The sequence below is a fragment of the Ottowia thiooxydans DSM 14619 genome, assembly GCF_000422885.1.
In the GTDB taxonomy this organism is placed as follows: Bacteria; Pseudomonadota; Gammaproteobacteria; order Burkholderiales; family Burkholderiaceae_C; genus Ottowia; species Ottowia thiooxydans.
The window spans coordinates 449,624-468,651 of the sequence record NZ_KE383942.1 but is presented as its reverse complement, the minus strand read 5'-3'; the positions used below and the strand labels follow the sequence as shown (position 1 = coordinate 468,651).

17 protein-coding genes are annotated in these 19,028 nt (G+C 59.6%); 3 read left to right on the top strand and 14 right to left on the bottom strand.

What is annotated here, in order from left to right; all coding sequences use genetic code 11:
- Positions 1-60: 60 nt before the first annotated feature.
- The 13 genes from hfq to G518_RS0128530 all read right to left on the bottom strand — a co-directional run bounded on the left by hfq (position 61) and on the right by G518_RS0128530 (position 13,716).
- Complete coding sequence (hfq, locus tag G518_RS0128595; protein WP_028605393.1) at positions 61-333, bottom strand: RNA chaperone Hfq; 273 nt, start codon at positions 331-333, stop codon at positions 61-63.
- 130 nt (positions 334-463) lie between these two features.
- Positions 464-1,804, bottom strand: coding sequence for a ribosome biogenesis GTPase Der (gene der / locus G518_RS0128590; RefSeq protein ID WP_028605392.1), 1,341 nt, complete (start codon positions 1,802-1,804; stop codon positions 464-466).
- A gap of 259 nt (positions 1,805-2,063) precedes the next feature.
- Positions 2,064-3,209 carry an outer membrane protein assembly factor BamB gene (gene bamB / locus G518_RS0128585; protein WP_036596368.1) on the bottom strand — a complete coding sequence of 382 codons (1,146 nt, stop codon included), beginning with the start codon at positions 3,207-3,209 and terminating at the stop codon, positions 2,064-2,066.
- The gene (locus G518_RS0128580) at positions 3,206-3,874 is read right to left on the bottom strand and encodes a YfgM family protein (protein ID WP_028605390.1); all 669 of its coding nucleotides are present in this window, start codon (positions 3,872-3,874) and stop codon (positions 3,206-3,208) included. The genes bamB and G518_RS0128580 overlap by 4 nt, the downstream gene beginning before the upstream one ends.
- Positions 3,875-3,927: 53 nt before the next feature.
- A complete protein-coding gene (hisS, locus tag G518_RS0128575) occupies positions 3,928-5,226 on the bottom strand; it encodes a histidine--tRNA ligase (RefSeq protein WP_028605389.1) in 1,299 nt (432 codons plus the stop codon).
- A 138-nt stretch (positions 5,227-5,364) separates the two neighbouring features.
- Positions 5,365-6,642, bottom strand: coding sequence for a flavodoxin-dependent (E)-4-hydroxy-3-methylbut-2-enyl-diphosphate synthase (ispG, locus tag G518_RS0128570; RefSeq protein ID WP_028605388.1), 1,278 nt, complete (start codon positions 6,640-6,642; stop codon positions 5,365-5,367).
- Positions 6,643-6,651: 9 nt separating this feature from the next.
- Positions 6,652-7,524 carry a helix-turn-helix domain-containing protein gene (locus G518_RS0128565; protein ID WP_028605387.1) on the bottom strand — a complete coding sequence of 291 codons (873 nt, stop codon included), beginning with the start codon at positions 7,522-7,524 and terminating at the stop codon, positions 6,652-6,654.
- Positions 7,517-8,350 carry a type IV pilus biogenesis/stability protein PilW gene (pilW, locus tag G518_RS0128560; protein WP_051237507.1) on the bottom strand — a complete coding sequence of 278 codons (834 nt, stop codon included), beginning with the start codon at positions 8,348-8,350 and terminating at the stop codon, positions 7,517-7,519. Before pilW ends, G518_RS0128565 begins: the two co-directional genes overlap by 8 nt.
- A complete protein-coding gene (rlmN, locus tag G518_RS0128555) occupies positions 8,350-9,549 on the bottom strand; it encodes a dual-specificity RNA methyltransferase RlmN (RefSeq protein ID WP_028605385.1) in 1,200 nt (399 codons plus the stop codon). The genes pilW and rlmN overlap by 1 nt, the downstream gene beginning before the upstream one ends.
- Positions 9,550-9,741: 192 nt before the next feature.
- On the bottom strand, positions 9,742-10,167 hold the full coding sequence (ndk, locus tag G518_RS0128550) for a nucleoside-diphosphate kinase (protein WP_028605384.1): 426 nt from the start codon (positions 10,165-10,167) through the stop codon (positions 9,742-9,744).
- A gap of 94 nt (positions 10,168-10,261) precedes the next feature.
- Positions 10,262-11,590, bottom strand: a complete 1,329-nt coding sequence (locus tag G518_RS37450) for a pseudouridine synthase (protein WP_051237506.1) — start codon at positions 11,588-11,590, stop codon at positions 10,262-10,264.
- Entirely contained in the window at positions 11,587-12,549 is a 963-nt protein-coding gene (gene scpB / locus G518_RS37445) for an SMC-Scp complex subunit ScpB (RefSeq protein ID WP_036596367.1), read from the bottom strand. Before scpB ends, G518_RS37450 begins: the two co-directional genes overlap by 4 nt.
- Positions 12,550-12,684: 135 nt before the next feature.
- A complete protein-coding gene (locus tag G518_RS0128530; protein ID WP_051237505.1) occupies positions 12,685-13,716 on the bottom strand; it encodes an RluA family pseudouridine synthase in 1,032 nt (343 codons plus the stop codon).
- A gap of 53 nt (positions 13,717-13,769) precedes the next feature.
- Here G518_RS0128530 and G518_RS0128525 point away from each other — a divergent pair, with 53 nt between their 5' ends.
- Positions 13,770-14,573 (top strand): outer membrane protein assembly factor BamD, encoded by an 804-nt coding sequence (locus G518_RS0128525; RefSeq protein WP_028605382.1) that lies wholly within the window; start codon positions 13,770-13,772, stop codon positions 14,571-14,573.
- Between the two features lie 20 nt (positions 14,574-14,593).
- Here G518_RS0128525 and G518_RS41210 read toward each other — a convergent pair whose 3' ends face one another.
- Positions 14,594-15,229, bottom strand: a complete 636-nt coding sequence (locus G518_RS41210) for a TetR/AcrR family transcriptional regulator (RefSeq protein ID WP_036596366.1) — start codon at positions 15,227-15,229, stop codon at positions 14,594-14,596.
- A 374-nt stretch (positions 15,230-15,603) separates the two neighbouring features.
- On the opposite strand from G518_RS41210, the gene G518_RS0128515 reads away from it, so the two are divergent.
- Both G518_RS0128515 and G518_RS0128510 read left to right on the top strand, forming a co-directional pair.
- The gene (locus G518_RS0128515) at positions 15,604-17,280 is read left to right on the top strand and encodes an ABC transporter ATP-binding protein (protein WP_245598179.1); all 1,677 of its coding nucleotides are present in this window, start codon (positions 15,604-15,606) and stop codon (positions 17,278-17,280) included.
- Positions 17,274-19,028: an ABC transporter ATP-binding protein gene (locus G518_RS0128510; RefSeq protein WP_028605379.1), complete on the top strand. Its 1,755-nt coding sequence runs from the start codon at positions 17,274-17,276 to the stop codon at positions 19,026-19,028. Before G518_RS0128515 ends, G518_RS0128510 begins: the two co-directional genes overlap by 7 nt.

Here is a 19,028-nt window from a genome sequence, read left to right as displayed (position 1 = left end):
GCGTTACACCATGAAACCCGCCTGAGGGCGTTCAGAGATGAAAGCAGATAGGCGCCCAGCTCAATTAGAGGGCGAATCTGGATTGTCAGTGCTCACAGCGAAATTGACTGCACGTCCGGGGACGATGGTCGAAATCGCATGCTTGTAGACCATTTGCGTCACAGTGTTACGCAGCAAGACGACGTACTGATCGAAAGACTCGATCTGCCCCTGCAATTTGATGCCGTTGACCAGGTAAATGGATACCGGTACATGCTCGCGGCGCAGGGTATTGAGGAACGGGTCTTGCAAAAGTTGCCCTTTGTTATTGCTCACGATATTCTCCGTGTTCAAGAATTTGTTGGTTGGAAGGGGATGGAACTTACCACATGGGGGCGGCAAAACTCATCACAAGGGGAATATTCCGCGCTCTTCGCCTCAATTGGCGAATATGGACTACACCGCAGTTTTGGAACCTGCCTGATTAGGAGTCTTTTTCGGCGAAAGGGTTCCGCGCAGTTTTCATTTCCACCCGCAGTGGAGTGCCTATCAAATCGAACGCCTTTCGGAAACGACCCTCCAGATAGCGCTTATAGGAGTCTGTCACGCCTTCAAGCGAATTCCCGTGCACCACGATGACCGGCGGGTTCATGCCGCCCTGGTGGGCATAGCGAAGCTTGGGACGGAACATTCCGCTGCGCTTGGGAGACTGAAACTGAACCGCTTCCAGCAGAAGACGCGTAAGTTGCGGTGTGGGCATCTTGCGCGTGGCAGCCTTATGCGCCTTGGCAATGGAGCCCCAAAGCGGGCCCAGGCCCTGCCGTTTCTTGGCCGAGATGAAATGCAACTCGGCAAACTTCATGAACGGCAAGCGCGACTCGATGGAGCGCTGAACCACTTCGCGCTGATAAGCATCAATGGCGTCCCACTTGTTGATCGCGAGCACCACGGCGCGGCCCGCTTCCAAAATGAAGCCGGCAATATGGGCATCCTGATCGGTCACACCTTGGGTGGCATCGAGTAGCAGCAACACCACGTTGGCGGATTCAATGGCCTGCAAGGTTTTGACGACAGAGAACTTCTCGATCGCTTCAAAGACCTTACCTTTGCGGCGCAACCCGGCGGTATCAATCAGCTCGAACTTCTGGCCTGCGCGCTCAAATGGCACCGTAATGGCATCGCGCGTGGTGCCGGGCAAATCGAAGGCGACCAATCGCTCCTCGCCTAGCCACGTGTTGATGAGCGTCGATTTGCCCACATTGGGGCGGCCAGCTACAGCCAAACGAATGGGAGCGTCTTCGGCCGGCTCGGCATCTTCCTCTGGTTCGGGCAGATTCAAGGCGTCCAGCGCGGCATCCAGCATGCTGCGAATGCCCTGTCCGTGGGCAGCGGACACCGGGATCACTTCACCCAGGCCAAGCTCATAGAACTCGACCAACTGAACGCCCTCCAGCATACCTTCAGCCTTATTGGCCACCAGCAAGCAGGGTTTGCTCAGGCGCCGCAGGTAGTTGCCGATATCGTAGTCCTGCGCCGAAAGGCCCGCACGAGCATCCACAACGAACACAACGACATCAGCTTCGGCCACGGCCTGCCGGGTCTGCTTGGCCATTTCCTTGACGATGCCAGTTTCCGCGTCCGGCTCAAAACCACCGGTATCAATGACGATGTACTCGCGCCTGCCCAGATGCCCTTGGCCGTAGTGGCGGTCGCGCGTGAGCCCTGCGAAATCGGCCACGATGGCGTCTCGGCTCTTGGTCAGCCGATTAAATAATGTGGACTTGCCGACGTTTGGACGGCCAACAATGGCAATAACTGGTTTCATGACAATAGGCCTAGTGTAGCGTTCGGTGCTGTGAGGCACTCAATAAAACCGATGGTTTGGGCCTCAGGGCGAGGCGCAAACCGCAGACACAGCGGGAGGCTATGTCAATGAATTGCGCGGCCGGCTTCGGCAACGCGGCCATGGGGTCGAAGGCGCGGTTTTATGTGCCGATCAGCGTTGAACGCTGCACCAGCGGGTAGCTTTCACCCGACGCTGGGCATGCTCAATCCTCTCTCCGTACTGCGAGAGAGCGTTAAATTCAATCCGGAACAAAACCATACACTCCGCCTGAACGGGTCACCACGACCAGGGTGTTGCCCGCCGCCACTGGCGTAGCCGCAACACCCGATGAATCGGTGGTAAGCCGGTTAAGCGGGCTGCCGTTTTCGCGCGAAAGCATATGCACCAAACCGGTGCTATCTCCAACGATGACGGACCGGCCCAGTGCCAAGGGCGCTGTCAGGACGCGCCACTGCAAAGCTTCATTGACCCAACCGCGCTCGCCAGAAGCTGCTCGCCAGCTCATGACCTTGCCATCTGCCTCGGAGCCAAAGAGCACCTCGCCGTCGCCAGCAAGACCCGTGGATCCATTGGCAGGCTTGCTCCAGCGCACTGAACCATTCGCGGCGTCAACGCAGCCAACAGCGGTTTGAAACGCGCGCGCGCAAATTTCCGTGCCCTGACGGCTCACGCCGCTCACCAGATCCACCAGCCGCTCGACATCATTGGTGCCACGCGCTGCCGCCACAGGCGCCTCCCAGCGCACTACGCCGGTATCAGGATCTACGCCGACCATGCGCCCGGCCAGACCGGCGACCAGCGTATCTCCCACCGCGAGCAACACCCCAGCCTGCCGGAGCACCAGCGGCTCTGCTGGGCGGGTAATGTTCCAGATCACGGCACCATTGCGGCCATCGAGTGCGGTAAGGGACCGATCAGATCCCAACACGAAAACACGTCCTCCGGCCACGAGCGGCGCGGTGAAACTTTGTGAATTCAGTTTTCGGCGCCACAGCTCGCGCCCACCTTCCAGCGCCACAACCTGGTTAGTCCGCGTTATCACGGCGCTCACCCGGCCATCGCTACCCACACCCGCAGCCAAAGGTTCGCCCACGGCGGCACGAGAAACCTCGCGCCCGCTGGCGGCATCCAGGGTGAGCACGGTTCCATCGCCGCCCGCCGCGACAATCTGGCCACCCTGCACGCTCACCTGAAGCGGAAAGCCCACGGCCGGCATCTTCGCGGACCAAGCCTGCCGCACGCCCACCAGAGCGACGTTAGGTGGCAGCTCGGCTGGCGTAGGGCGACTAGAGCCCGCAGCGCAGCCCGCAAGAACAGCCCCAATCAGCAGCGAAGCGATCAGGGGCAACAACCGTGCGCCTGCAATACCTTGCTTGTGGCTCATGCAGCGCCTCCTTTGCCGGCTTCAGGGTCGATGCCTAGCGAATTGAGCTTGATGCCAACGAGCCGGCGATATTCACCGCTTGCCGCGTCGAGCCCTTGATACGCCTTGCCAAACTCGGAAGCTGCTTCAGCGCGCTTGCCTTGCAGTAAATAAATGTCGCCGCGCCTGTCAGCCGCCAAAGGCACGAATTCCGACGGGAAGCTGCCTGCCAAATGCTTGAGTGCTTCGTCGTAGGCTTTCTCGCCAGTCAACAGCGAAGCCAGGCGCAGTTGCGCGATGGCCTTCAGACCTGCGTCAGACCCTTTTTCAGCCACCCAGGCCAAAGCGGCCTTGGCCTCGGGAAGCTTGCCTTTTTCCGACAATGCTTTCGCGGCTTCCAGGCCACCTAGCGAGGCATAGGCGGTGCCGCTGAACTTGTCTTTCATATCGGCCAAAGCACGTTCGATATGCGCGACATCGCCCGAACTGATGGACCGGGTTAATTCGTCGTGCATCAGCGCCGCCTTGGAGGCCTGCGAACGCTCCCAATATTGCCAGCCGTTATAGGCAGCAAATGCGCCGAAGATAACAATGAGCACCCAGGTAATCAGGTTGCCCCATTGTTTCCAGAAGTGCTTGATCGCATCGATCTGCTCTTGTTCTTCTAGGTCGAGATGTGTTGCCATGTGTTCGTAATCAGGTTCAAGCGGTGGATTCTAGTGTGCTGCACACCAAGCGGTTACTTTAGTGTGCCTGCCCAGGCAGACACTTCTGCAAGCGATTGTCGCTGCTGAGCCCCAGCGCCGTCGCGCAGGGATTTGACTGTCAGCTCACCAGCGGCCAATTCATCCGGGCCGAAAATCAGCGCGAAACGCGCACCGCTGGCATCTGCTTTTTTGAACTGGCTTTTCATGCTTCCCATGCCCTCGCCGGTGCCGGCGTGCATCTGCACCGCTACACCTGCGGTGCGCAGCGCCTGCAGGCAGCGCATGGCGACAGGAACAGCAGCCGTATCTGGGATGATGGCATAGGCGTCTGGCGCGGGCTCAGGCGATTGCACGCCTTCTTCTTTCAAGAGCTCAAGCACACGCTCTACGCCCAGGGCCCAACCGACGGCAGGTGCAGGCTTGCCACCGATCTCCTGTATCAGGTAATCGTAGCGGCCGCCGCCACAAATCGTGCCTTGCGAGCCAAGTTTTTCAGAAATGAATTCGAATACGGTCAGGTTGTAGTAGTCCAGACCCCGCACCAATCTGGGATTGATGCTGTATTCGATACCGTTGGCCCGCAAAATAGCCTGCACAGCCTCAAGATGTTTTTGCGACGCTTCGCCAAGATATTCCATCAGCCGGGGCGCGCCCTCTACCAATGCCTGCATCGCAGGGTTTTTGGTGTCCAGAATGCGCAGCGGGTTGGCATGCAAGCGGCGGCGCGCATCTTCATCGAGCTGGTCCGCATGGGCCTCGAAATAAGTAATGAGTGCCGCGCGGTGTTCGCGCCTCTCCTCGGGTTGCCCCAGGCTGTTCAGTTCAAGGCGCCATTGCTTGATGCCCAAGGCATCCCAGAGCTGAGCCGCCAGGAGGATCAACTCGGCATCGACTTCCGGCCCGCCAAAGCCAAGCGCCTCGGCACCGATCTGGTGAAACTGGCGATAGCGGCCACGCTGCGGGCGTTCACGGCGAAACATGGGGCCCATGTAATAGAGCCGCTTGCCGCCTTCATAGAGCAGGTTGTGCTCGCTGACCGCACGCACCACTCCAGCGGTGGACTCCGGGCGCAGCGTCAGATGCTCCGCATCACCGTTCTTGTCCGCCCGGTCCTGGAAGGAATACATCTCTTTCTCGACAATGTCAGTGACCTCGCCCAGACCCCGCGTGAACAACTGGGTGTGTTCCATGATCGGCGTGCGGATGTTTCGGTAGGCGCTGCGAGCCATCACTCGGCGCACAATGTCTTCCAGCCATTCCCAGCGTGCCGACTCCTGCGGGAGGATATCGTTCATGCCTTTGACGGCGGTAATCTGTTTTTCTTTTGACATCCCGGAAATCGCTGTTATTGCCCCGCCAATATGGATGGCGATCTAAAAAAATGGAAGCAGCGAGTATGACCTCGCAGCCTATAAGGCAGCCTTGGAGTTTTTTCAAAGCCTCTGCTGGGGGAGATTTTGAACAGGCTCCTACACCTCAGCGCCGTAGCGTTGCGCGATATAGCGCTCAACAATGGCATGAAACTCGTTGGCGATGTTCTCACCGCGCAGCGTCATGGCCTTCTCACCATCGATGTACACCGGTGCAGCCGGAGCCTCGCCGGTACCTGGCAGGCTGATGCCGATGTCAGCATGCTTGCTTTCGCCCGGGCCATTCACAATGCAGCCCATCACAGCCACCTTGAGCTTCTCAACCCCCGGATACTGGTTGCGCCATACCGGCATCTGTGCGCGAAGATAGTCGTCGATTTGCTTTGCAAGCACCTGAAAGGTCTCGCTGGTGGTTCTTCCGCAGCCCGGGCACGCTGTCACGCTAGGTACGAAGGAGCGCAATCCCAGCGATTGCAGTATCTCAGACGCAATCACCACTTCCTGGGTGCGTGCCTCACCCGGTTGAGGTGTGAGGCTGACGCGGATGGTGTCTCCAATGCCTTCTTGCAGCAAGATCGCCAGCGCCGTGCTTGAGGACACGGTGCCGCGCGTGGCCATGCCCGCCTCAGTGAGCCCCAGGTGAAGCGGGTAATCGCAGCGGCGGGCCAATTCCCGATACACCGCGATCAAATCCTGCACACCACTCACCTTGCAACTCAAAATGACCTGTTCGGGGCTCATACCCAGATCGACTGCCGTGCGCGCCGACTCAATAGCCGAGGTAATGAGCGCCTCATACATGACCTGCCGGGCTTCCCATGGCTTGGCACGCAGGCTGTTCGCATCCATCAAGCTGGCCAGCAGCTCCTGATCCAGGCTACCCCAGTTCACACCAATGCGCACCGGCTTGTTCCATTTCAGCGCGGCCTCGATCATCTGGCCGAACTGCTTGTCTTTTTTGTCGCCCTTGCCTACGTTGCCCGGATTGATACGGTATTTGCTGAGAGCCTCTGCACAGGCAGGGAAATCAGACAACAGTCTGTGGCCGTTGTAGTGAAAATCGCCGATCAGGGGAACATCCACACCCATGCGATCAAGCTGCTCGCGAATGTAGGGCACCTGCTCAGCCGCTTCGGGCGTGTTGACGGTAATACGCACCATCTCGCTCCCCGCCAATGCAAGCTCCTTGCACTGGATGGCCGTGCTAATGGCATCGACGGTGTCGGTGTTGGTCATCGACTGCACGCGAACCGGCGCATCGCCACCAATGGTGACCACGCGCTGCCCCCACACCACTCGCGCCTGGCGCGAGCGGTGCGGAGCGGGGGTTGCTAGTTCAATCGGGAGTGATTCAGAGGGTGAGTCGGAGCGGTCCATCTATGCACCTCATTCGACTTGAAAGCGAGCCACGTTGGATTTTCCTGCGGATTTCAGATCGTAGGGCTGACCGCGCACTTTCACGGTGACGGCATCCTTGCGTCCGATGGTGACCGTAAGCGGCAAAGCGCCACCAGCCGCCACTGTTTCGCCTGCGGCCACAGCGCGATTCAGGACTTGCTTGCCTGCGGAATCGCGCACAGTGACCCAGGTTTCCGAAGAAGCCGTGACGACCAGGAGTTGATCCGGAGACACAGGCACCGGGGTTGGCGCCATGGGTGTGGACGCTGGCTCGGCTGGCGCAACGGCCATGGGCGGCTCAGCCGGTGCCACGGCCTCCACGGGAGGGCCGGGCGTGACGCTCTCACTGACACTGCCATCACTGTTGACGGTGGTCGAGGGCGCTCCCAGCTGAATCGGCAAGGTGGGCAACAGCCACAACAGCGCGGCACCCGCCAGCAACAAGCCCACGGCAATCAGCAGGGGCTTGGAAACCCCGCTGTTCAGCATAGGCGTGGGGCGATCGCCTGCACGGCGAAACGCTTGTTTCACATCAGGACTCTGCGCGCGTAAGCCATGGGCGGCAGCGGGCATACGCGCGAGTACAGGTGCGGGATCCGCACCAAAAGCACGGCAGATAGCGGCAGCCAGGCCACGGGCGAAGGTGACGTCGGGCAGTTGATCCAGGTCGTCTGATTCAAGGGCTTCCAGCTTTTGCTGAGGAACCTTGAGTACGCTGGCGAGAACCGCGGCGTGAACGCCTGCAGATTCGCGCATTTGCCGCAGCATGGCGCCAGCCGAAAGATCGGCGGTAGCCGTATTCACCGTATTCGCCGGAGCATGGTCTTCGGAAGTGCTGGGCGTGGAATCGTTTTCAATCATCAAAAGAGCCCCGTTCGAAAGACTGCAACTCACGCGACTGGGGGAAACGCCGACGGAGCTGCGAGGCCAGCTGTTGCATGGCCTGGTTGTTATTCATGCGCCGCTCCACCTTCATGCCTAGCCAAAGCGATTCGGCATTCGCCTGCTCGCTGTTGTTCAGGCGTCGGATGTAGAACTGCGCGCGGGAGTAGTCTCCGCGCAGATAAAGAAGCTGCGAAAGGTTGAAGCCTGTCACGGGGTTGCCCGCGTCCAGTTCGTAAGATCGCATCAAGGTGGCTTCTGCGGTCGCCCTATCTCCAGCACGCGCCTCGCAGATTCCCTGCGTCATGAGTGTCATGGCGCGCGCTGGATAGCCGGGAACCGCCAAGGCGCGCTGAAACGACTGCGCTGCCTCAGCATAGCGCCGCTGTTCGCATTGCAACCAACCGAGGTTATGCAAGGCATTGGCATCGCGTGGGTTCAGTGACACGGCTCGCTGAAAATGAGCTTCGGCCACTTGCCGGTCATTCAGTGCCATATAGATCATGCCGCCAAGGTTGTAGGCATCGCCGAAACTTGGATCAATCTGCACCACTTTTTTGAATTCATCCAGCGCCACGTTGTGCTGGCCATTCTCAAAATACCCCACAGCAAGAGCCATTCGGGTACGTGCGCGCTTGCGCTCATCGCTGTCGTCCGAAGGCGTCTGAATATCGCTGGACAAGTTAGCGCTTGAACCGCTCTCGCCAGGCTGGCTTGCACACCCCGCCAGACCGGCCAGCAACGCCAGCAGGCACAGGAGGTGCGCAGGTGAAAAACCGAAGCGACGCTGTGAAATAAAGGGCATCAGGTAGTTTTTCCGTGAGCATCTGGAGCTGAACCGCCAATACGGTGCAGAACAACGGTGCGCTGGCGTGCGACACGTTCTTGCACGCGAGTACGATCGCGCACATCTCCCGCCAGCTGGCCGCAAGCGGCATCTATGTCGTCACCGCGCGTTTTGCGCACGGTGGTGACAATACCAGCATCACTTAACATTTTGGCGAAAGCCTGCACGCGCGGTGCGGGTGAACGCGTAAGGCCTGACTCGGGAAATGGATTGAACGGGATCAGGTTGAATTTGCAGCGCAGGCCTTGCGCAGCATGACGGCGCACCAATTCAATCAAGGCTTCGGCTTGTTCCGGCGTATCGTTCACGCCATCCAGCATGCAATATTCGAACGTGATGAAATCACGTGGTGCGTGCTCAAGGTAGCGCACACAAGTCTCAAGCAATTCATCCAGCGGATACTTGCGGTTGAGGGGGACCAGATGGTCTCGCAAGGTGTCCACAGGTGCGTGCAAGGATACCGCCAGCGCCACAGGGCAGTCGCGCGCCAACCTGTCAATCATGGGAACCACCCCGGAGGTAGACACAGTGACTCGGCGCCGAGACAGGCCATACCCATGGTCGTCCAGCATGGTACGCAATGACGGCACCAGGGCGCTGTAATTTTGCAGCGGCTCGCCCATGCCCATCATCACCACATTGGAGATAACGCGCTGGTCTGTTTTTAAATGCTTGCGAAGGAAATGCTCAGCAAACCACAGCTGGGCGGTGATTTCGCCGGTGGTCAAGTTGCGGCTGAAGCCCTGATGCCCGGTGGAGCAAAAGCGGCAATTGACCGCGCAGCCCGCTTGCGAGGAGATGCACAGGGTACCGCGATCCAATACGGGGGTGCCGGCGGATGACGAAGCTTCATCGTCATATTCAGGAATGAACACAGCCTCCACGGCATTGCCGCCGCCCACATCGAACAGCCACTTGATAGTGCCGTCTTTCGACTCGTGTTGGCTGATCACCGGCAGGCCCGCCACATGGGCGATACCGGCAAGTTTTTCCCGTAGGGATTTGGCAAGATCACTCATGGCGCCAAAATCAGAGGCGCCGCGCTGGTGGATCCAGCGAAATAATTGGGTGGCGCGAAAGCGCTTTTCGCCCAGGGTTTCGCAATAAGCGGCCAGGGCATTCAGATCGAAGTCGAGCAGATTGACGCTAGAGGTCACGCGCGGTTCTCCTTCGTGCTCACAGGCCGTGCCTGCAAAGGGTTATTGCATATTGCAGCGCGCGTGCGCGCACCTTCTCCCCTGCACTCTCCCGCATGAGGGAGAGTCAGGCTCAGAGCTTCGCTTTGGCGTGGAGCAAGGTTTTGAATCACCCTTTGAGGCCGCGCCTGCACACGCAGGCGCGAATGCAAGTTATCGATTGAAGATTTCAGTGCCGGGGAAGAAGAATGCCACTTCAACGGCTGCGGTTTCAGGAGCGTCTGAACCATGGACTGCGTTGGCGTCGATGGAATCAGCGAAATCTGCGCGGATGGTGCCGGCAGCTGCTTTCTTGGGATCGGTAGCGCCCATCAGGTCGCGGTTTTTGGCGATAGCGCCTTCGCCTTCCAGGGCCTGGATCATCACAGGGCCGGAAATCATGAAATCAACCAGATCCTTGAAGAAAGGACGCTCTTTGTGCACGCCGTAGAAAGCTTCGGCTTCGCGGCGCGAGAGGTGCGCCATGCGGGAAGCCACCACTTTCAGGCCTGCAGCCTCGAAACGGGCATAGATCTGACCAATGACGTTTTTAGCAACTGCGTCAGGCTTGATGATGGAGAGTGTGCGTTCGATAGCCATGAGAATATTTCCTGAAAGGTTTTTGAAATTTTTTCTGCGAACCAGGAAAACTTTTAGGTTCCCTGGGCAAAGCTTTTGATTTTAACCCGGGTGCTTAGCGTTTGCGGCTACCACCGCGCGGACCGCCGGAACCGGGGCTTGAACCCGACCCACGCCTTGAGCCGCCGCTACCTGAACGGGGTGTATTTTTACGCTGGCGTGCCAGAGCGTCCGCGCCGATAAAGCCCACCGAGGTTTTCAACGGATCAGGCTGCCCACCATCGCCGTTGCCATCAGCAGCCCCAGGATCGTCACGCCCACGAAGACCGGCGAAAGCAGGCCGGAAATAGCTGGCCGGATTGGGTGGTGCCGGAGTTCGGCTGGGGCGCGGTCCACTCCCCCTGCCGCGGTCCGCCCGCGCGCTCGCCGCCTGGCGTTGATCTTGCGTGCGGGCCCGGGAAGCTGCGCTCTCTGCAGTGCCGCGAAGCGCGGCACCAGAAACACCCGAAGCCTGGGCCAGAGATGTGATGTCGCTTTCATGCAACTCCATCCATTGGCCGCGCTTGAGGCCGCGCGGCAGCATCATGGCGCCATATCGGATGCGGATCAATCGGCTGACCGCATGGCCGACGGCTTCGAACATGCGCCGGACTTCGCGGTTGCGCCCTTCCGCAATCGTGACCCGATACCACTGATTCGCGCCTTCACCGACGCCTTCAGCCTTGATCGACTGGAAGTGCGCCGGCCCATCGGCCAGCGTGACGCCATCAAGCAACTTCTGACGCTCTTCATTCGACAGGGGGCCGAGCACCCGCACGGCGTACTCCCGCTCCAGGCCAAAACGCGGATGCATCAAGCGATTGGCCAACTCCCCGGAGTTGGTGAAAAGGAGCAGTCCCTCGGTGTTGAGGTCAAGCCGCCCCACCGATTGCCATTTACCCTGCTGCAAGAATGGGAGTCTCCGAAAAACGGTGGGCCGATTTTGCGGATCGTCGCGGGTCACCACTTCGCCCACTGGCTTGTGATAGGCCAAAACCCGAGCCGGAGGTGTGCGCAATGCCACACGAACGGGCTTGCCATTGATCTTGATCTGATCGTCCAGGTAGACACGTTGACCAACGTGCGCAGGCTGGTTGTTCACCGAGATGCGTCCCTCCAGAATCAATTTCTCCATCTCTGTGCGAGAGCCCAGGCCGGCCTGCGCCAAAACCTTGTGCAGCTTGGGTTGCTCTGCGTCCGGGCTCAAAACGCGCTTGGCAGGGCCAGCAGGTGCCCGCTCCGAAGAATCAGATTCCTCAGCCGATTCAGCTGGCTCGGCATCCTGATCGAACCGACCGGAAAGAAGGTCGTCGAAATCCACCGATTGAGCCTCAGGGGCGCTGACCGAGGGCGCTGACGACTCTTCGGTGGACTCAGGGGACGTTGACTGCTCTTCTGGATTCATGGCGTGTTCTCGGTGGGAATAGCGGCAGGCAACTCGCCAGCAGGGTCTTCAATTGGATTCGGGGGTGCAGCCGCCTCGGCATCAACCGGGGACGACTCAGAGAGGGAGTCAGGCGGGGGTTCAATCACCGGTTCGATCGGTGATTCGACAGGTGGTTCAATGACCGGTTCAATTTCCGGATCGGTTGGAGGTTCGATCGGGGGGGCCGCTGGAGATTCGGCGGGTGGATCGTTGGGGAGTTCGATCGGTGGATCGATCGAAGGCTCACCCGATGGCTCGAGCAGCAATTCAGGCTGCAGATCAGCGGGCAATGCAGATTCAGCACCGGCGCCGTCAGGTTCCGCTCCCTCCAACACTTCGGCGCCTGCTTCCGCAACAGCCTCTTCATCGCCCGGGGCGACTTCAGGCTCTGCTTGCAGAGCGTCGAACATGCTGGCAGCCTGTTCTGGCGCGGATTCGAGCAAGGGAAGCTGGTTAAGCGACTCCAGGCCCAGATCATCGAGAAACTGCCGCGTGGTGGCGTAGAGCCCCGGTCTGCCAACGGTTTCACGGTGTCCGATGACCTCCACCCAACCGCGATCTTCCAGCTGTTTGATCAATTGGGAGCTGACTGTCACGCCACGGACATCCTCAATATCTCCACGCGTCACGGGCTGGCGATAAGCAATGATGGCCAGCGTTTCTAGCGTAGCCCGTGTGTACCTGGGGGGCTTTTCAGGGTGCAGCCTGTCCAGGTATTCCCGCATTTCGGGCCGGCTTTGAAAGCGCCAGCCGCTGGCGACCTGCACCAACTCCACCCCGCGCGGTGTCCAATCATCCTGCAACTCCAGGAGCATGGATTTGACGGAGTCTGCGCCCAACTGATCTTCGAATAGCGCGCGGAGCTCCCGCAACGGCATGGGCTGTTGCGCGCAAATAAGTGCAGTCTCCAGGATGCGCTTGGCCTCTACGGTGTTCATGGAGCTCTCGAATGGGGGGCGGTAAAACGCCCATGAAGGATGACGCGGTCGCTGCGCAGCCCAAAAAGGACCCATGCGCTCGACATCGGATAACGAAGCTTGAGGCAAAAATGCCACAGGCTCAAGTCAGGGCGGTCATTCGCCTTGACTGACAGGATTGTAATCAAGCCCCCAGTTTGCCAGCGCCGCACGGAGATCAGCGGGCAGCTGCGAAACAAATTGCAGAGATTCCCCAGTGATGGGATGCTCAAAAGCCAGTTTTTCAGCGTGCAAAGCCTGCCGAACCATTCCCGCCGCAGGCGCGCCGCCATACAGCCCATCTCCCAGCAGAGGATGCCCCAGGCTCGCCATATGAACTCGGATCTGGTGCGTACGTCCTGTAACAAGACGGCAGCGAACCATACAGCCCTCGTCTACGTTTTCCAGCAGTTCGAAGATCGTTTGCGCGGTCTTGCCCGAGTTTTTATTGATATCGACCACAGCCATACGCAAGCGGTTGCGGGGGTCGCGGCCAATAGCCGCATCCACAGTACGGCTTTCGGGCCCACTCCAGGAACGATGCGCCAGCGCCAGATATTCGCGTCGCACTTCGCGCGCTGCAATGCAGGCAACCAGGGCTTCCATGGCCACCCGGCTGCGCGCAACCACCATCAAGCCGCTAGTGTCCTTGTCTAGCCGGTGCACGATACCTGCGCGTGGCAGCAGGCCCGCTTTGGCGTCTCGTGCGAGCAAGCCATTGAGCAGCGTACCGCTCCAGTTGCCTGGGGCCGGGTGAACCACTAATCCGGCAGGCTTGTCGATCACTGCCAGGTGTTCGTCTTCATAGAGCACGTTGAGCTCCATGGCTTGCGGCACGAAAGCTTGAGTCTGTGGCGTGGGGCGCAGCTCAATCTCCAGTCGCTCGCCAACTTTCACGCGCTGCGCGGGCTTGCGCACGGGCACGTTGTTCAGGCGGGCGGCGCCATCTTCGATCAATTGGCGCAGGTAATTGCGGGAAAATTCCTCCACCAACGCCGCCAGAGCGCGGTCCAGACGATCGCCGTGCAAAGCGGCAGGCACATCGAACTGGCGCAGCTCGAATTCTGGCGTGGCGTCGGCCGCGTCGTCTTCCAGCGCCCAGCCAGACTCCACATTTTCCGCGTCATCGAGGGGGTGAGAGTCTTGCATTGAAGGGGGGGCCGATATAATTGGTGGTGTCTGAATCAAGAGGATTGCCTGTGATGCATCGTGCCCGATTATCAGCCGCCGCCAGCGGAGTGCTTGCGTTGGCGTTGCTGCTCGCGGCCTGTTCCTCGAAGCCCATCGACCAGACCGCTGGCTGGAGCCCCAATCGAATCCATGCCGAAGCCAAGGATGAAATGAATTCTGGCGGCTTCGACAAAGCCATTCCGCTGTTCGAAAGGCTCGAAGGCCGCGCTGCGGGTACGCCCCTGGCTCAACAGGCTCAACTCGAGAAAGCCTACTCCCAGTACAAAGGTGGAGAAAGGGCCGAAGCCCTGAACACCCTTGACCGCTTCATGCGCCTGCACCCAGCCAGTCCGGCCATAGATTACGCGCTCTACATGAAGGGCGTGATCAACTTCAACGACGAGCTGGGCTTGTTCTCGTTCCTTTCACGGCAAGATCTCTCCGAACGCGATCAGCGCGCCGCCAAGGAAGCCTTTGAGTCCTTCAAGGAACTGGTCACGCGCTACCCGGATTCACGCTACACGCCAGATGCTCGCGCTCGCATGACCTACACGGTCAATGCGCTGGCGCAGTATGAAGTGCATGTGGCCCGCTACTACTACAACCGCAGTGCTTACGTAGCCGCCATCAACCGGGCGCAGCAAGCCATCAGCGATTACCGCGATGCACCCGCGCTCGAAGAAGGCCTCTACATCATCTTGCAGTCATACGAAAAACTCGGTATGACACAACTGCGTGACGATACTCAGCGGGTTCTGGAAAAAACCTACCCGAACAGCGAATACGTGGCCCGGGGCTTCAAGCCGAAATCCTCACCCTGGTGGCAGCTCTGGTAAATCTGCGCGGATTACCCAGGTTACCCAGGTAACTCTGCCTCCAGCACGACGAGCGCACCAATGATGAGTGCGTTCATCCCTCGTATCAGCTCCTCTTCCATCTCCGCCTCTTCTGAGAGCCTGGTGGCATCCACCACCGGCTCCTGCGCCGCCACAGAGTACACGGTATCGGCCACTGCAATTCCGTGGAATGCTACTGTGGCCAACAGCCAGCGCGATTGATCTTTTGAAATACCGTATGCCTGCGCAATATGCGTTTGGTGGGCATCGATCTTCTCCAGCATGGGTTGCGTGGCGGCCATCCTCCGGATCACATAGGGGGTAAGGCCCGGATGGGCTTTCACGAATTCACGCACCGACGCGGCGAACACCATCAGGTACGCCTTCAGGCCCCCTTGCCCCCCGTCTAATGCACGCGGAATCTGCCAGCGGCCAAAAATTTCGGTGGCCACAAGCCGCTTAAGGGCATCAAGGCTCGCGACGTGCTTGTAGAGCGCCATATGGCTCACCCCCAAGGCAGCGGCCAAACCTACGAACGTGATATTGGGCAGACCAATCTGTATGCCTGCATCGACGATCCGATCCTGAGTAATGGTGGGCGGACGGCCACGAGCTCGTGGACGCTCACCGGCCAATGATGGTTGCCTGGATTGCATGTGGGTTCCTTGCTGATTAACGGCCTTTTAAACGGGTTTTCGCACAGTCGTTTTTTCGCCACCAGCTAATTAGTTTAGTATCATGCAAATAATTCTTATTCGTGCTCCTCATGGAGCTGCATGACGAACCCATTGTCGGCGCAAATCAGGCGCCTTTTTTGGTGCCTTCAGATCCTGCACGAGTGTGAAGCATGGTCTTTTCGCCTGGATCACCAGGCAATGACCGTCAGTTTTTGCCGACAATTTTTCTTCAAGAGCACCAAGGCGTGTCTTCTGCTGCCCACACATCGAAACGGCAAAGTCCGATCAAGCGCGTCCTGGAACCTATTCAGGGCCGTCTAGCGGCCGCGTTCGCCTTGGCCGTGGGCGGCGCCATGTTGACTTTGCTCCCACTGGCGGGAATTGCACACATCGCGAAGATCGCCCTCGCCAATGCGGGCCCAGACTCGCTTGCCTCCGTCCAAGCTACAGGCGATGTCTGGCGCGTAGCGTTCTTGAGCGTGCTTTCCGCGTTGATCGGCATGGCTTTGATTTCTGCGGGGGAGATGGTGGCCCACCTTGCAGATAACCGGCTGACCCATCAGTTGCGACTTGCCATCGCGAAGCGGCTTGGACAAGTGCCCTTGGGTTGGTTTACCAGCCGGGCGTCTGGCGAGGTCAAGCAAGCCATGCAAGACGATATCTCCACGCTCCATAGTCTGACGGCGCATTTCTTCACCTCAGTCGGTCGCGCCCTGGGAGCGATCACGATATCCGTTGTCTATCTGTTGGCGCTGGACTGGCGCCTGGCCCTTCTGGCTCTGCTGCCATTTCCTGGGTTTTTTCTGTTCCTGCAGCGTGCCATGAAAGCCAGCGGATCGAACATGGGGGAGTTTGCCGCTCGGATGGGCCGCATTAACAGCGCGACCACTGAATTCATCAGCGGCATTCCCGTCGTGAAGACATTTGGAGCCCGTGGACAGGCACACAGCGGTTACCGTGAAGCGGTAGACGCGTTTGCTGAGGCTTTCGTCGGGTTTACGCGGCCGCTCGTGAAAGCCATGGCCCACGCTCACGCGATGATCGCCCCCGTCACCGTGCTGGCAGTGGTGCTGAGTTGTGGCGCATGGTTTGTGGGGCAAGGCTGGATCGCCCCCGTAGACCTGATTCCTTTTGCCCTGGTAGCCCCGGGCATTTGCGCTCCCGTGCTGCTGCTGCACACACTGCTGCACGATCTGGGTAGCGCGAGCAGTGCGGCGCAGCGCGTTCAAGCCCTTCTGGAAACGCCTGTGCTGGACACCGTGGCACCGGGGCAGCTACCTCTGGGGCATGAGGTGGTGTTTGAGGGTGTGAGCTACGGGTATGAAGCGGAACACCAAGCGCTTTCGAACGTTGGCTTCATGCTCAAACCAGGCACCGTCACGGCCATCGTGGGCTCCTCGGGCTCGGGTAAAACTACTCTGGCGCGGCTATTGCTGCGCTTCTTCGATCCCACTGAAGGCCGAATCACCTTTGGTGGTGTCGACTTGCGGCACATCGAGCCTTCAGTCTTGTATCAGCGCATTGGGTTCGTATTGCAGGATGTGCGCCTGATTCATGGCACCGTGCGCGAGAACATCGCCCTGGGTCGCCCCTCCTCCACGCAAGAAGAAGTGGAACGCGCCGCCCGCGCCGCGAGCATCCACGAGCGCATCCTCGCCTTGCCGCGTGGCTACGAATCCGTGGTGGGTGAAGACGCCTTGCTCTCAGGTGGCGAACAGCAACGCGTGAGCATTGCGCGCGCAGTGCTGCTCGATCCTCCCGTGCTGGTACTGGATGAAGCCACCTCAGCGACCGACATCGACCACGAAACGGCCATTCAAGAAGCCATCTCCCGCTTCGCGAAGGGCCGCACGTTATTGATCGTCTCCCACCAGTTGGATGCCATTAAGCATGCCGACCAGATCCTGGTGCTCGATGGGGGCACGCTCGTGGAGTGCGGCACCCATGATCAACTCATGGCGTGCAATGGGCGCTATGCGCAGCTGCGGACATTGGCAGAGCACAGCACCTGGGGAGAGCCTGCATGCTGAAGGTTTTTGTTCGGCTGCTCGGCCCCGATGTCCCCATCTTCCACCGCTACGTAGGGATGGCAATCGCCTACAGCCTGCTTTGCGGCCTGGTCATCACAGCGCTCGCCCCCCTGCTCCAACATTTGTTGGCCGGCCACGTAACACAGGCGCTCCCATGGCTTGGCGCCATTCTGGTTGGAACGCTCGTGTGCTGGGTGTTGCGGCGCTACGTGGAGCAGGCCGGAATTCGCGTGGCAGTGACCGTATTGCAGGGCGCCCGCCAGCGCCTGGGTGACCACGTCGCCACCCTTCCTGTGGGCTGGTTCACGCCGCAGAACACAGCCCAGCTCGGCCATGTGGTCACGCAGGGCATGATGTCTGTGGCTCAGCTGCCTGCGCATGTGTTCACACCACTCATCACTGGCGTGGTCACCCCCATCGTGCTGGTCATCGCGCTGGCGGCAGTGCATTGGCCCTTGGGCTTGATTGCTCTGTTGGCGTTGCCCATTTTGGCGGGCGTTTTTTTCCTGACCGGGAAACTTGCTCGCCGTGCCGATGAAGCTTTCCATCACGACTTCGCCAGCGCAAGCCAGCGCATGGTGGAGTTTGCTCAAACGCAATCTGTGCTCCGCGCCTTCAGCGGAGAAGGTGCCAGCACGCGTTTTCTCGAGCAAGCGGTTGCAAAGCAGCGCGATTCCGGATCTCGCTTGATTCGCTTGTCGGCACTGGCCTCTGTACTCAATTCCTGGGCTGTGCAGGCCGTGTTCGCGGCATTACTGATCACGGCATCGCTATGGCTGAACAGCCAGTTGGGCGGCGGTTCGGGGGTGACCGGCGTCATAGGTGTGGTGGCGGCTTTCGTGCTAGTAAGCCGTTTCATAGACCCCCTGCTTGAAGTGGCGGGTTACAGCGAAGTACTGAGAAGCGCAGGCAGCCAGCTGCACGCTATCAGCGCGCTGTTCGCGGTAAAGCCGCTGCCGGAAACTTCCACCCCCGCAGAGCCGCAAGACACCTCCATTGAACTCCGGGGCGTGCATTTCCGTTACGCCGCGCAGGAGCCCGATGTCTTGCGTGGTGTGAGCTTGCGGATCGCACCCGGCAGCATGACCGCGCTCATTGGCGGCTCCGGTTCTGGCAAGACCACATTGACGCGGCTGATTGCCCGCTCCTTCGATGTCACGCAAGGCACCGTGCTTGTGGGCGGAGTAGATGTCAGAGAGATGTCGCAAGCCCGGTTGGCCGATTGCATCAGCCAGATCTTTCAAGATAGTTATCTATTCGCAGGCTCCATTGCAGAGAACATCCGCATTGGTAAACCCGAGGCCACCCACGCTCAGATCTTGGCGGCTGCGCAGCAAGCCGGCGTGACAGAAATCCTCCAACGCCTGCCGATGGGGATAGATACCCTGGTCGGTGAAGGCGGTGCACGCCTGTCTGGCGGTGAGCGTCAACGCATTGCGATTGCCCGGGCACTGATCAAGGATGCCCCCATCCTTTTGATCGATGAAGCGACCGCTGCACTGGATGCCGAAAACCAGGCGGTCATTGTCAGCACACTGGCTCGGCTGCGCGGAACGCGCACCCTGGTGGTGATTGCCCACCAGCTTTCCACCATCGCCATGGCCGATCAGATCGTGGTGCTGGACAACGGACAGGTGATTGAGCAAGGCAGCCCCGAGGCGTTGCGCGCCAGTCAAGGACGCTACGCAAACCTTCTGGCGCGTCGCGAAGCCTCGCAGGGCTGGCGTCTCGATTCTTCCGCTCTCTGA

Coding starts and splice junctions, on each gene's coding strand:
- der (WP_028605392.1), bottom strand. CDS start 1,804: ATGAAACCAGTTATTGCCATTGTTGGCCGTCCAAACGTCGGCAAGTCC.
- bamB (WP_036596368.1), bottom strand. CDS start 3,209: ATGAGCCACAAGCAAGGTATTGCAGGCGCACGGTTGTTGCCCCTGATC.
- G518_RS0128580 (WP_028605390.1), bottom strand. CDS start 3,874: ATGGCAACACATCTCGACCTAGAAGAACAAGAGCAGATCGATGCGATC.
- hisS (WP_028605389.1), bottom strand. CDS start 5,226: ATGTCAAAAGAAAAACAGATTACCGCCGTCAAAGGCATGAACGATATC.
- ispG (WP_028605388.1), bottom strand. CDS start 6,642: ATGGACCGCTCCGACTCACCCTCTGAATCACTCCCGATTGAACTAGCA.
- G518_RS0128565 (WP_028605387.1), bottom strand. CDS start 7,524: ATGATTGAAAACGATTCCACGCCCAGCACTTCCGAAGACCATGCTCCG.
- pilW (WP_051237507.1), bottom strand. CDS start 8,350: ATGCCCTTTATTTCACAGCGTCGCTTCGGTTTTTCACCTGCGCACCTC.
- ndk (WP_028605384.1), bottom strand. CDS start 10,167: ATGGCTATCGAACGCACACTCTCCATCATCAAGCCTGACGCAGTTGCT.
- G518_RS37450 (WP_051237506.1), bottom strand. CDS start 11,590: ATGAATCCAGAAGAGCAGTCAACGTCCCCTGAGTCCACCGAAGAGTCG.
- scpB (WP_036596367.1), bottom strand. CDS start 12,549: ATGAACACCGTAGAGGCCAAGCGCATCCTGGAGACTGCACTTATTTGC.
- G518_RS0128530 (WP_051237505.1), bottom strand. CDS start 13,716: ATGCAAGACTCTCACCCCCTCGATGACGCGGAAAATGTGGAGTCTGGC.
- G518_RS0128525 (WP_028605382.1), top strand. CDS start 13,770: ATGCATCGTGCCCGATTATCAGCCGCCGCCAGCGGAGTGCTTGCGTTG.
- G518_RS41210 (WP_036596366.1), bottom strand. CDS start 15,229: ATGCAATCCAGGCAACCATCATTGGCCGGTGAGCGTCCACGAGCTCGT.
- G518_RS0128515 (WP_245598179.1), top strand. CDS start 15,604: ATGTTGACTTTGCTCCCACTGGCGGGAATTGCACACATCGCGAAGATC.
- G518_RS0128510 (WP_028605379.1), top strand. CDS start 17,274: ATGCTGAAGGTTTTTGTTCGGCTGCTCGGCCCCGATGTCCCCATCTTC.